Source organism: Enterococcus nangangensis (genome assembly GCF_005405245.1).
Taxonomy (GTDB): domain Bacteria; phylum Bacillota; class Bacilli; order Lactobacillales; family Enterococcaceae; genus Enterococcus_J; species Enterococcus_J nangangensis.
Window position 1 is genome coordinate 12798 of record NZ_BJDR01000003.1, and the last position, 14246, is coordinate 27043.

The window sequence follows — 14246 nt, forward strand, 5'->3', positions numbered from 1 at the left end:
CGCGTGTCTCAGGTCTTCTTTTTTAGCCATAAGCGTTTGAAAAAGATGGCGTAAAGTTCATCCCCCAATAAGCTCCCCATCGCCAACGCCAACAAGCTCAATAAAACATTACTGAAGGTTAAGCTAGCTGCCGTCATGGTGCCAGTGAACCACTGATTTAAGCCGACAAATAACGTAATCCCCGGCACCACCGCTACTAAAGCGGGAATGAAAAACATTGTCATGGGCTCTTTACAACGGCGCGCTAACAATTGCGAAACGATGGACAACAAACTGATACTCAACAGATTATTTAACAAGTTACCCGCTACCGCTCCAGAAATAGCTACATAACTACACCAGGTCACCACCCCCGCTAAGCCGATGGCGGCAAATAAATGTTTGGGAGCATGAATAATGACTGCAAAGGCAATGGAACAAAGGGCACTGCCGACAATTTGCCAAAGAAGAGGAACACTAGTAAAAATAATCTGCCCTGAAGCCACCGGTGCAAAAGGTAAAAACTGCAAAAAAACAATCCCTAGCGACAAAGAGACCAGACTAGTTAAACTTTCCAAAATCATCACTGGACCTGAAATATAATATTTATCAAAGGTATCATGGACCCCATTGGTTAAATTAATCCCCGGCACCCGCGGAATAATGGCGGCAATATATAAAAGCGTTGGATCTTGTTGCGTCACGTTACAAAAGATGGCGGCCAAAAGCCCCGCCACAAAAGTTGCGCAAACTTCCAGTAAAAAGACATTGCTAATTATTTTTTTCAAACTGAAAAAAGCTTGGCGCATCACTAAACCAATGAAAGCCGCCACGACGCAAGCAAGGAGACTTCCTCCTAAAATCAACGTGATACTGCTACTTAATAAACAGTAGGCCCACCACGCGCCTTGATCCTGGGGACTTACTGCTACGACTGCTTTGGTTTTGTCGTAGAGCTCTTCAACAGTTAAGGTTTGGTTAGAGTAGGCACGGGAGAGCTGATTAAGCCGACTAATTTTCGTTAAGTCAAAGTCTCGTGGGCCAATAGACACAAAATCTACAGTGGCGGTTTTTTCCCGCAAAAAAATGGCGTTAATCGTCACGTAAACGGCCATCTCTTCTTTTTCCGCTATCGTCAAAAATGACGAATTTTGCAACAAGCGATTCATGGTGTCTTCAGCCCGCTTCAGTTCCGACCCGGCTTCAATTAAACTTTTCCCCATTAATAAAATAGTGCGCCCTAATAAGTGTCGTTGGTCCGCTAATTCTGCTGTCGTTATTGTCATCTCCTGCCCCCTGTTCCATCAATTCTCCCGTATTTTAGAAGTTACGTGGCCCCTTGTCAAGATAAGTTGTTGTAAAAAGACTCCCTGAAAAAAATTTTTTCAGGGAGTCTTTGAGACTTAGCGCTTACTAATAATTAAATACGTTGCAAATGGTGCTACAGGTGTTTCGGCATTTAACATGTTGCCGGTTAAAGCATCGGTTTCACCAGCGAAGGTTTGGGGTAAGGAAACTGTAGTGCCGGTAAAGTTCATGACAAAAGTAAACACTTGGTCTTTGGTGACCCGTTGCGTAACTTCTAACGGCGTGGCTTCTTTAATCGTTGGCGTTAAATGCAGGTCCGCGGTCATTTGATCCAATAAATGGTCTAAACTTTGCGGTACTAACTGCGTGCCCACGTAAAAGGCTTGGCCTTTGCCGTAATTATTTTTGGTGGCAAAAGCTTGACCGGCGTAAAAATTACTCGTGTAGCTGCCATAACTTTGCGCCCCTTCTAAATGTAACAAGTCGCATAAGAGTTGGGCTTCTCCAAGAGTGCCATCAGTAAAGGCGATGGTGTTGTGTTGTTCCGGGGCCAAAGCGTCAATTTCTTCTGCCCAAACACCACATAATTTTCTAAAAGGACCTGGGTAGCCGCCAAGAATCACATTATCGGATGCGCCGACAATACCACTCATAAAGGTGGTTAAAAAATGGCCGCCTTGTTCCACGTAGCTCGTTAGACGTTCCGCCACGTCATCTTTTAATAAATACAAGACGGGAGCCACCACCATTTTGTACTGGCTAAAGTCGGCATCCACGGCTACTAAATCTACCGGGATGTGCCGGTCGTAAAAGTAACGATAATACTGTTGAATTTGGGCCACGTATTTTAAATCTACATTGGGGCCACTGGTGTATTCCAAGCTCCAATAGTTATCCCAGTCAAAAACAATGGCCACTTCACTGTGATTCTTGGCGCCGATTAAGGCGGGTAGTTGGGCTAACTCTTTGCCTAGTTGGGCCACTTCACGAAAGACACGTGTATCTTCATGACCCACGTGCTCAATTACCGCGCCGTGGAATTTTTCACAGCCACCAACGGAACGACGTAATTGGAAAAATTGAATAGTATCGGCGCCGTGGGCAATGGATTGATAACTTTGGGCTCGCATTTGTCCCGGTTTTTTCAAGGAGTTATACGCTTGCCAATTTTGTTGACTAGGGGTTTGTTCCATCAACATGAAAGGTTGCTTCTTGAGCCCCCGCATTAAATCGTGCTTCATGGCAATGGAACTCCACGGTGTATCATAAGCCGGATAGTTATCCCATGAAACGACGTCCATCTCTTTCGCCCACTTAAAATAATCCAAACCCTTGTAGGTGCCCATCAAGTTAGTGGTAATTGGTGTCGTGGCGTCATATTGCCGAATAATATCCCGTTCCATTTGATAATTAGCCAACAAGCTATCCGACATAAAACGTCGATAGTCTAAGGATAACCCTGCAAAAGCGGTCTTCTCAGGACTCATGGCATCCCCTAAGCCGTTGGGTGTGACAATTTCATCCCACGCATAGACAGTATGGCCCCAAAATTCTAAGTTCCATGCTTGATTCAATGCCGCAATCGTGCCATAGCGTTCCTTTAACCAGACACGAAAAGCTGCTTCGCATTTTTCGCAGTAACACTCACCGCCATATTCGTTGTTGATGTGCCAACAACTAACGTGGGAATTTTTGCCGTAGCGCTCTGCTAACTTCGCTACTAAACGACTGGCAAATTTTTGATAGACTAACCTATGAGGACAAGCATTGTGACGTTGACCAAAACGATGAAGTCGTCCGTTAAAGTCCCTTCGCCCTACTTCCGGATATTTTTTAAACATCCAAGCAGGTAGTGCCGCTGTGGAAGTCGCTAAGACAATTTGATAATTTTCTTTACTTAATAAGTCCACGATTTCATCCAGCTCTTGAAAGTTGTATTCCTCTTCAGCGGGTTGAATTTTTGCCCAAGAAAAAACGTTAATCGTTGCCGAATTAATCGCTGCTTCCTTAAAAATCCGCATATCTTCCCGCCAAACTTCTTGCGGCCATTGATTAGGATTATAGTCGCCGCCGTATAAAATTTTACTAAAGGTCATTTGGGTCCCTCCAATTTTTTACTACTTTTAGTATAAAAGAGTTTTCCCTTTTAAGTATTCTCTGCTAAACTAATTAATATCAAAAATAGAAACAGGTGAGTCCATGCCCCTTTATTTCGATTTAGTTAATCGCGACTTTCCCTTTATGTTGGAAAGTATCGGCTGTGACTGGGTGCAAGTCCCCATTAAGCGGCCAGACGGGCATCCGTATTATCATTGGCTACAAACCCAAAGCGGCGAAGGTGAAATTACCATTGGGGAAGTGAAATTATCCTTACCTAAAGATGCTGGAGTCTTAATCGCGCCTTTTATTCCCCATCAGTATGCCGCCAAAGGAAGCGAACCCTGGGTCACATCTTTTGTCACCATTAAAGGAACTTTTGCTGACCGAATTAGCGAGATGATGCAAGAAGAAAATTATCTTTACGTGCAAAAAGAGCCGCAAATTTTAACTTGGCTCCACGGCATCGTTGATTCATACGAAAAAAGAAGCATTAGCGGTACAGAACTTTCGGTGGAAACGTATCGGTTGCTGTTGCAACTCACCAAACATTTAGAGTGGCAACCGCCCCTGGAAAATAAATTAGTCCAAACCTATTTGAAGCCAACGATTGCGTATATCGAAACACATTTTGCCGAAGACTTATCGGTGGAAATCTTAGCGGAAACTATTTTCGTGACGCCGCAATATTTAACCCGCCTCTTCCGCCGCTTTTATGGCGTGACTGCTTCCGAATACTTGATGCGCCTACGGATTAAAAAGGCCAAAGAGCTTTTACTAACTAAAAAAGATACCGAAATCCAAGTCATTAGCCAACTAGTGGGCTTTAAAAGCAGTAGCCACTTCATTGCTACCTTTAAAAAACTCACCAGCTACACCCCGATTCAGTTCCGTCAGCTTTATTTAAATTAAAAACACACTGCCTGTTGATAACGGCGCCTTCCCCCATTTATTTGGGAGTGCGCGTTTAACAGTCAGTGTGTGTTTTTATTTTAGCGCCCGAGAGTTAACAGACTAGTAAGGGGGCCAAAGTTTTTCCCGTTAGTCCGCCCATCCCGCATAAAATGACTTTCAGGATCGACCGCTAACCACTTGGCAATTTCTTGCGATTGGTCTTGGGCCACTCGTTTTACGTTCACCACTTCACGATCCCGTGGCGTTTCGTAATAGGAAAATAAAATATTATCCTTAAAGGCGATGGCTTGATACTTGTCGCCTTTTAATAAGCCTTCCGCCACCAGGGCGCGATGATGGGCTAAATAAGAAGCAGCCTTGGCTGGTTTTAAATAGGCGATGCGCCCACAGCGCGCATCAGGCTGTTGGTTACGGCGCCAATCCGCCACGCTTTGCGGTGCCGCTGAGTAATAAACCAGCTCCATTTGCTCCCAAGGTGTGGCTAAAAATGGCGTAACTTCGGCTAAAAGTTCAGCCGAGGAAAAGGCGCTAGCCATGCCCTGACTAGCTGCTGTTTGTTCTACAAGTTCTTCGTAATAAAGATACAGTTTCTCATCAGCGTAAAATAACCCAACTGTTTCTAATTTCTCAGCCGCAATCAGGACTTTCAGACGCGCACTAATTGGCGGTAAAGCCGCGATTACCCCTGATAGTTCTGTTTCTTTTGGTAAAGACGCCAAAAAATGATAGCGTTGGATGGTTTCCATGATTTGTTCTTCTTTCTTGACAAAATTTCCACTGGCACCGTGACTATTTTTCTTATTTTAAAATTGGTCCGCTCGCATGAATAGCTCAGCTAAGTAAGTAAGCACTAGACCTTGACCCCAGCCGTGCTGCCAATCTTTGGAAATGGACTGATAACCTAGGCGATCTTTCATGACGGCAGTTCCGGCTGATACATTTAAGACGCGCCCGTCTTTGGTCACATTGGCTAAAATTGCTGGCAAAGCTTTTTCCACATATTTGCGCTGCAATGGATTGCCATTGACCGCCAGGGCAGCGGCAATGCCCGCTGAAGCCGAAACTTCTTCGTAAGACTTTTCATCATCGATAATCGTGCGCCATAAGCCGTCACTTGTCTGGAAACCTTTTAAACTAGCCAACTGCTCTTTTAAAGAACCTTGCACATCCATGAATTGCGGATAAAGATATGCTTCCGGTAAACGCGCGCCGACTTGTGACATGGTGTAGGCCGCCCAAGCATTCGCCCGCCCCCAATAGATGCCCGATAAATGACTTTGCTCCACATGACTATACCCATGATAAAACAGCCCTGTTTCCGGATTTTGTAAAAATTTAATATGCCAATAGTATTGATTTAACGCATCTAAAATTAACGTCTCATCTTTTTTGATAATCCCCACCCGTAACATGAAAAAAGCAGCCATAAATAAAGTATCCGCCCACGCTTGTTGGGGAAAATCATCATTTTTAGAAACAGTGTGCTGTAAAACACCCTCGCCAAAACGCAGCGCGTCATGTTGTAAATAAGTAATCTTCGACTCCACCAATTCCCAGTAAATGGGTTCTTGATACTCCTGATATAAATCTAGTAGACAATGCCCCATGGCACACTTATTGACCGTCCAAGAATCACCACAGCCTAAAGCAATCAGCTCATCAACGCGCTCTTTGACTGCTTGGAGATACGCTTTATTTTCCGTTACTTTTGCGGCGCGACAAATGCCATAATAGGCAACACCGCCTTCCCAGTCCCACGTTAAATCCATAGCCATGGTCCGCTGTACTAGCGCCGACATGGTGGTTAGTATTTTTTCCTTTTGTGCTACTTCCATTAATTTTTCGCCTCGTTAAATGTTTTTTTAACTATTTATTGAAAGCTAAGACCAGATAGCGATACCCCGCCAGTTCATGTGTACCCACGCCGTACGCAGCCCCGGTTAATAAATCGGTAGCCGGTTGCATCAATTCAAAAGAGCCTGTAGTTTGCTGCATATTTGCTAGATAAAGTTGAACTGCCGAAGTTGTTTCACGTCGATATTGGATAAGTCCTTGGCTTAAACGGCAAAGTTGATAATTTTTATCCAGCGGTAAAATCTCATCAGCAATCAGTTTTGGCCAGACACTACCTGCTGCGGCAAAAGTCGGTAAAGCGCCAGTGACAATCACCGTTCCTGCACCTATTTTTTTCTTAGCGATTAAGGTTTCGGCAAACTCGCTTTGTCCTAAGATTTCCCAGGTTTCATCTACTTTAAACGTCGTCACTAAACCATCGAGGTTATCTTTTAGCTGGCCATAGTGTAAGCTTTGCCCCACATCACTTGCGCGGAATTGATTAATTTGACTCAAGCCTAACCACGTACCGACATTGCCTAAGCCATTAGTTTCCGGCCAAGCTAATTCTTTCGTCCGGTCGCCTGTCATGGGGCCAATCAATAGTTTGCCCCCTTGCGCTACGAAAGCTTGCATCTTTTGTAAAAGGGTGGGACTAACGCTACGAATAAAAGGGATGCAGATGACAGTATACGGCGCAAAATCCGTATTTTCTTGAATGACTTCCGTCGTAATACCCGCGTGGACCAAGCCCCGATAGTACTCGGTAATCAAATCACGATAATTATACATCCCACCCGTTTCAATATTATACACGCGTCGGGAATTGTCAGAGTACAGCACAGCTACATTAGAACTTTGATAGGTGCTGTCTTTTAAAAGCGGCGTTAATTGTTGAATTAAATTCCCACTCGTCACCACATCTTGATACCCGCGATCTGGTTCACCCCACGCCGTTACCACACAACTGTGGGTTTGTTCTACGCCGTAACGATGTCCGCGGAAATGCCAATAATTAAAGGACTTCAGCCCCCCGGCAAAACCTGTGAAGACTTCCATTCGTAAATACCCTTGCGGATGACTCACCACATAATTTTCCAAATGACCCACATGGGCCGTACTGGTTTCTAACAGGAGCATTTCATGATTATTATTTTTTAAATTGCGCCACAAATCAAGATTCAATAAGTAACCAGGATAATTGGTATGGGGTTGATACGTATCAAAGCCCACCACATCAAGTTCTGAAAATAATTCTTCATTCAATAGATTAAAGCCTAGTGCCGTATTATGGGTAATGGGCACTGCAGTCTCCATGCGAATGCGGTGACATAACCCATGAGCAAAATCATTTAAAGATTCTGCGGTGAAGCGGCGAAAAGCATTCATTAAAGACGAATTGTGGATGAAAGGTGTCTTTTGCGGCATGGGAACTTCTGCAAAACTCCCATACTCTTCGCTCCAAATTTTAGTCCCCCAAGCGCGATTTAAATTGGCAATTTCTAAATATTCCTCTTCTAACCATTGGTGCCATTTCTCTTGGCAGGCATCACAATAACACAGATCCACGTGACATTTAAATTCGTTGTCCAGTTGAATTGCCACAACGTTGGGATATTTAGCTGCTACGGCCGCTACTTTTTGCGTTAAAGCATACGCTTTTTGCCGGAAATAGTCGTTATTGGTGCAGACGTGCTGGCGGGAACCATGGACCATTTTCGTGCCATCGAGATTAGTAATTAAGCGTTCAGGATGTTGATACGTCAGCCAACGAGGTGGGGTCGGAGTGGGAATACAAAGACAGACGTCAATCTTATTTTCCGCGTACAAACTTAAAGCATCCTCTAATAACGTAAAGTCATACACGCCCTCTTCAGGCTCTAAGCTACTCCAAACAAACTCGCCAATCCGAGCGAAGTTCATTTTTAATTCTTTCATGCGCTTGACATCTGCTACCATAATTTCTTTGGACCAAACCTCGGGATACATACAAGCACCATAGTAATACTTGTCAAAAAGTGGTGCTGTAGTCAAATAGCTTTGTAGCCGAATAGCAACATAACGCGCTATTGCCGCCGCTCCTTGAGCACAAAAATGAGTATTGTCCATAACCCCGACTGGATAGTTGGTGCTTTCAGGAGCTTGGTGCGTGAAAAGTTCCCGGCTTTTGGCTTCTCCCAGTGCTTCGTAATAAGCATTAGTGTAGGCGTTTAAGTCAAAGAAGGGAATTTCAAATTCTTTAGCAATTTGTTTTAAAACATGAGTGTATTCTTTTAAAGTCGGCACTTGTTGGCCGGCGATAAAATTGCGCCGCTCCACTGGCGAACATAAAATAGGCCGTGCTCCTTTAGCTTGTAATTTTTTTACCCAGTCGGTCAAAAATTGATAATAGTCATTCATGGGTACACCTTTTTGATCGTTGTGACCAAATTGCACCAAGACAATGTCCCCTTTTTCGGCGGCGGTTAATAAGTTAGTAAAGCGTCCTTCATCAGCAAAACTTTTCGTTGACGAACCATTTTTAGCAAAGTTCACAACTTTTAATTGAGCGCTTTCAATTTTTTCCCGCAAAGCTTGTCCCCACCCCATCATAGGTGCGCGGCTAGGAATGTAATCGGCGACAGTGGAATCACCAGCTAATAATAGTTTCATGTGGAACCTCCATTTTTTATTTACTCTTGCCTCTATTGTACTAAGAATCCCTCACAAACATTTAGCCAATCTTGAGAGATTCTTGAATTATCTTGGGAATCCCTATGTAAAAAGGGAGTGCCACTGGTAGCGGCTTACTCCCTTTCCTTAATATTATTTATTTAACGCGTTGGTTTCTTCAATGAGGTCATTACCACCAGAGGATTGCCATAATTCAACCGCTGCTTGCCAACCAGCATCATCTAATTGACCTGCAAAGTACTTAGTGCGAGCATCGCCAATAATTTGATCCAATTGCGCTCCTTTGGTCGTGTAGGTATCGGTAATGAAAGAAGCAGTCGGATTAAAGACGGCCGTTTTTGCATCGCGAGCTTCTAAGGTAGCCCGAACTTCAGCAAACTCTTTGTCGCCATCTGTTGCCGGTTGAGCTTTAGGTAATTTTTCCCCGGTTGTCCCCATAGAAATTTGGGCAAAGCTCTTGGTAGCGTCCGTTACGGCGGAGGCTTCTGGCGTATCAATTAAAGTGTAATATTGCTTCGTATCATCAGTATATTCGAAGTTTTCCCCTTCAATCCCAATGTTCAAGAGGGTTAACATTTCGGTGTCGTTTAATTTATCTAAGAAAGTCAACACGCGATCTAGGTCTGCTTCTGTTTTAACGGAAGCTTTCGGAATCGCTAAGAAACTTGAGTAACCATCTGTTGGTAAAGAATACGTTGTGCCATCGTTATTGGCTAAGTTGCCGGTAATCAATACTTTATCATTGCCAGAGCCTTCTTCTTGTTGATTGAATAAACTTCTTAAAGAAGCAGCTCGTGAATACGTATCTAAAATAATCCCTGCTTTACCGCTGACAAAATTATCGTTCCATTTATCGGTTTCCAAGGTAGCAAAGTCTTTATTGACTAAACCTTCTTGCACCATTTTTTGCATTAATTTAAGGGAATCCATGTACTCATCTGTTTCAAAAGATGGAATCAATTTACCGTCTTTTTCCACCCAACCATTGCCGGCACCTAACCAAGTAGCTAAAAGGTCATAAGGACCACCATTATTTAGATTAGGCCATTTAGGAATGTTAATCCCCACTGTATCATTTTGACCATTGCCATCAGGATCTTCCTCGGTAAAAGCTTTGGCGACATTGTATAAATCTTCCACAGTCTTAGGCTCTTCCAGTCCTAAATTTTCCAGCCAATCTTTACGAATAATAGCCGTAGAACGCACTAAATCTCGGCCACGATAAATTCCGTAAACGGTACCGTTAACGCTGGAAGCTTCAACGATATTTTCATCGGATTTAGCTAAGTTAGGATAATCTTTTAGCTTGTCCGTTAAATCCCAATAGGCGCCAGCTTGCGCTGATTTAATAAAGCCAGCCGTTTTACTAATTACCATGACTTCTGGCATATCTTTCGCATCGCCAGCCATCACGATATTGGTTTTATCGCCATAAGAAGTATTAGGTACCCAGCTCATTTTAATTTTAGTATCCGTATATTTTTCAATCGCTTTTTGTACGACATTGCCATCAGCAGGTGGGGTGGTTTCAATATAAGGTGCCATAATAGTAATTGGCTCATCAGAAGTTGCCGCTTCAGCACTATCTTTTTTAGCACTGTTGCCCCCGCAAGCACTAAGTAATACAGCAGTCATTGCGCCTAACCCAATTAACGGTAATAATTTTTTCAGTTTCACAGTAAAGTTCCTCCATCCTTTTCTTGTCCGTTGGTCTTGCTTTAAAACTAAAATCAAAAGCGCTTTTCATTCCAAAGACCGATAAGTGTCTAAAACTTTTCAAGCATGCATTCTTGAAAAGGCTTACCTCATCTCTGTAATATATTGTAACCGTTATCTTAAGAAAAAGATTAACACAATTTTGGTAAGGACTTACATTTTCTTGGTTGAAACGGTGAATCAAAAAACAAAAAGAGAAGTACCGGGGGGTACTTCCCTAAGCAAATTTAATGTGTAACAACACTAATTGATAAAGACGCAAAATGGAGCGTCGTTGATGGTGACTTATTCACTTTATTTTTGCAAGCTATCTATTTATTTTTTATTATTCAATTCGTTAGTTTCTTTGATTATATCGTTACCACCAGAATTACTCCATAAATCTAATGCATCTTGCCAACCCTTATCATCAATTTGACCGGCAAAATACTTAATCCGACCGTCAGAGATAATTTGATCTAGTTGGGCTCCTTTGGTTGCATAAGTGTCTGTAATGTAAGCAGCAGCTGGATTATAAACTGCAGTTTTCGCGTCTCGCGCTTCCAATGTTGAACGTAACTCTATAAAATCTTTGTTTCCTTCAGAAGTTGGCTCAGCTTTAGGAAGCTTATAGCCAGTCACCCCCATAGACATCTGAGCATAACTATGAACCGCATTAGTTATTTCAGATGTTTGTTCACTCTCTTTTACTTTAGTGAATTGTTTAGTATCATCTGTAAATTCATAGTTTACTCCTTCTATACCGGTATTCATCAATAATTGCATGTCATCAGAATTGAGTTTGTCAATGAAATCTAACACTTCATCTAATTCTTTTTCTGTTTTAACAGCAGATTTAGGAACTGACAAAAAGCCAGAATATCCTGCGGTAGGTAACGAGTATGTTTTCCCTTCAGAATTTTTTAAGTTCCCAGTAATCACTATTTTAGAAGCACCACTGTCTGCTTCTTGTTGATCAAATAGTTTTGCAATTGACTCTGCACGTGAATACGTATCAAGAATAATACCTGATTTACCATTTAAAAAGTTTTCGTTCCATTTTTCAGCGTCTAAAGTAGCATAGTCTTTATTTACTAACCCTTCATCTATCATTTTTTTAATAAATTTCATAGAATCTAAGTACTCAGTTGACTGAAATGATGGTACTAACTGTCCATCTTTTTCAACCCAAGCATTCCCAGCCCCAAACCAACATGCCATTAAATCATATGGACTATTCGTATTTATAGTCCCTGGCCATTTAGGCATATTAAATCCAAATGTATCATTTTGACCATTACCGTCTGGGTCCTGTTCTGTAAATGCTTTTGCCACATTGTATAAATCTTCTACTGTTTCTGGCACCTCCAGTCCCAAGTTTTCCAACCAATCTTTGCGAATAATCGCAGTGGAACGAACTAAGTCACGACCTCGATATATACCATAAACCGTCCCATTTACACTGGAAGCTTCAACTACATCAGGGTTAGCATTAGCAAGGTTAGGATAATCCTTTAACTTGTCAGTTAAATCCCAAAAAGCACCATTTTGAGCAGATTTAATAAAACCTGCATCTTTTCCTTGAATAACCATTACTTCAGGAATATCATCACTAGCTAAAGTGATATTCATTTTATCCGCATAAGAAGTGTTAGGGACCCAAGTAACATTTATCTTCTTCCCAGTAAATTTTTCTATTTCTTGCTGCATTAAATTGCCTTCTTTAGGGGGAGTCGTTTCAATATAAGGCACCATCAAACTAATAGTAGCCTCAGACTTTGATTTTTCTGAATTCTTTGCTTTATCGCCCCCGCAAGCACTAAGTAACACAGCAGTCATTGCGCCTAACCCAATTAACGGTAATAATTTTTTCAGTTTCACAGTAAAGTTCCTCCATCCTTTTCTTGTCCGTTGGTCTTGCTTTAAAACTAAAATCAAAAGCGCTTTTCATTCCAAAGACCGATAAGTATCTAAAACTTTTCAAGCATGCATTTTTGAAAAGGCTTACCTTATCTCTAAAGAAATTGTAATCGCTTTCTTAAAGAAAAAGTTAACACAATTTTGGTAAAGGCTTATATTTTCTTGGCTGAAACGGTGAATTGTCGACAAAAAAGAGAACTGCCCTCGACAGTTCCCTGTAAATTTTTTTATTCCACTACGATAGCTTGTGCTGTACTGCTTTGCCTTAAGGGTACGGGTTGACCGGTCGCAAATCTCACATGATGCAACTGAACATTTTCACAGGCCGTTAAATAAATTGACGTTGTCTCAGTGGGATTAGTCAGCGTGACATTGGTTAATCTCACCGCCGTCAAGGTACTTTTTTTCGTTTGTGGATCTAAGAAACCAGCTAACTCCACCACCTGTCCTGCGCCAGTTAACGTACAGTCGGTTAAGGTTAAATTTTTAAAATACGGGAGCGTGGGAGCAGCAGCGCCGTCACTATTGTATTCCACACTGTGGGCCATAAAACGGTCTAACTGGCAATCCAGCACGTGGACGTTTTCAATGAAACCACCACGATCGGGATGCGCCTTTAACTCCAAACCAAACAGCGTATTTTCCACACGACAATCTTGCAAAATGACGTTACGGACACCACCGGATTCTTCACTACCAATAGCCATCCCGTGCCCGCCTAGCATTGCTAAGTCAAAAATCCGCACGTTTTCAGTCGGTAAATTGATGCGATTTCCTTCCGGATTTTTGCCTGACTTAATGGCAATACAATCATCACCTGTGTCAAATGTCGTATCAAAAATCAAACAGTTCCGAGAAGAATCCGGATCCCAACCATCCCCATTATCTACGCCCCGCGAACGAATCGCTACACCATGCGTCGTCACAGTATCACAGTAAATAAAGTGCACGGTCCACCCTGGCGGATTTTCCAAATGGACACCTGTTAAGTGAATATTTTTAGTTTGAATAAAATTCAACAGTCGACCGCGCACGCGCCGACCTGGACGACCATCAGAGACGTATTGCGGATATTTTTCGATGTCTGAAAAGTCTTGGCGCATCGCTTTGCCTAACGCATCACCGCCACCACGAATCGTCCCCGTCCCACAAATCCGGACGTTTTCACAAGTGATTTTTTGCCGATTGGTCGCTTCAAGATACCCACTATTTAGCAAGCTGCGGTAACAATACAGCTCCCAGCCCTCATAGCGATTCAAAATTAAGCCTTCTTCATTCACTTGACCGGCGTAGTTTTTAGCCGTGACTGTCGTGTAGACATAATCTTTTGGCTGCGAAGAACCTTGTAGCAAACCATCCACTTGGAAGGTGATGTTACTTTTTAATTGCAGCGCACCGCTTAAAATTTTAGCACCACTGGGAATGAGGACTGTTCCCCCTTTCGGACAGTCAAAAATTGCTTGTTGTAAACGGGTCGTACTGCTTGTTTTTCCCGTGGCATCGGCAAAATACGGAGCCGCTGTGACATCAAGAAGAGACGCTGCCGTTAAAGTAGTAAAGGTTATTTCACTTTCGCCAACTGCTTGTTTTTGTGCATCCAAAGTAACGACCCGTATCCGATAAAAAGTATCCGGCGTCAATTCAGTCAAAGTGAGATGCGTTTGTGCTGGTTTTCGTAAGGCGACAAATTCATCGTTACAGTAGACATGGTAACCAGCGAGATTTGCTTTAGCTTGTGGTTTTTCCCAGATACACGTCACCGCCCTACTTTGTAAAGTCGCCGGCGCTAGTTGTAAATTTCTTACAATCTGTTTGCTATCTGTCAT

Annotated in this window: 9 protein-coding genes; 1 reads left to right on the forward strand and 8 read right to left on the reverse strand. The window is 42.6% G+C overall.

Going from position 1 to position 14246, the window contains the following annotated elements; all coding sequences use genetic code 11:
* Positions 1 to 8: 8 nt before the first annotated feature.
* Positions 9 to 1265, reverse strand: coding sequence for a threonine/serine exporter family protein (locus FFM57_RS01900; protein ID WP_137598838.1), 1257 nt, complete (start codon positions 1263 to 1265; stop codon positions 9 to 11).
* Between the two features lie 117 nt (positions 1266 to 1382).
* Entirely contained in the window at positions 1383 to 3383 is a 2001-nt protein-coding gene (locus FFM57_RS01905; RefSeq protein ID WP_137598839.1) for a beta-galactosidase, read from the reverse strand.
* Positions 3384 to 3486: 103 nt separating this feature from the next.
* On the opposite strand from FFM57_RS01905, the gene FFM57_RS01910 reads away from it, so the two are divergent.
* A complete protein-coding gene (locus FFM57_RS01910; protein WP_137598840.1) occupies positions 3487 to 4296 on the forward strand; it encodes an AraC family transcriptional regulator in 810 nt (269 codons plus the stop codon).
* 80 nt (positions 4297 to 4376) lie between these two features.
* Here the strand turns inward: FFM57_RS01910 and FFM57_RS01915 are convergent, their stop codons facing one another.
* The 6 genes from FFM57_RS01915 to FFM57_RS01940 all read right to left on the reverse strand — a co-directional run bounded on the left by FFM57_RS01915 (position 4377) and on the right by FFM57_RS01940 (position 14246).
* A complete protein-coding gene (locus FFM57_RS01915) occupies positions 4377 to 5045 on the reverse strand; it encodes a hypothetical protein (protein ID WP_137598841.1) in 669 nt (222 codons plus the stop codon).
* A 57-nt stretch (positions 5046 to 5102) separates the two neighbouring features.
* Complete coding sequence (locus tag FFM57_RS01920; RefSeq protein WP_137598842.1) at positions 5103 to 6134, reverse strand: glycoside hydrolase family 88 protein; 1032 nt, start codon at positions 6132 to 6134, stop codon at positions 5103 to 5105.
* A gap of 31 nt (positions 6135 to 6165) precedes the next feature.
* Positions 6166 to 8784, reverse strand: a complete 2619-nt coding sequence (locus FFM57_RS01925) for a beta-galactosidase (RefSeq protein WP_137598843.1) — start codon at positions 8782 to 8784, stop codon at positions 6166 to 6168.
* Between the two features lie 153 nt (positions 8785 to 8937).
* A complete protein-coding gene (locus FFM57_RS01930; RefSeq protein ID WP_246023347.1) occupies positions 8938 to 10482 on the reverse strand; it encodes an extracellular solute-binding protein in 1545 nt (514 codons plus the stop codon).
* A gap of 354 nt (positions 10483 to 10836) precedes the next feature.
* A complete protein-coding gene (locus FFM57_RS01935; RefSeq protein ID WP_246023349.1) occupies positions 10837 to 12381 on the reverse strand; it encodes an extracellular solute-binding protein in 1545 nt (514 codons plus the stop codon).
* A 266-nt stretch (positions 12382 to 12647) separates the two neighbouring features.
* On the reverse strand, positions 12648 to 14246 hold the full coding sequence (locus tag FFM57_RS01940) for a glycosyl hydrolase family 28 protein (protein WP_137598844.1): 1599 nt from the start codon (positions 14244 to 14246) through the stop codon (positions 12648 to 12650).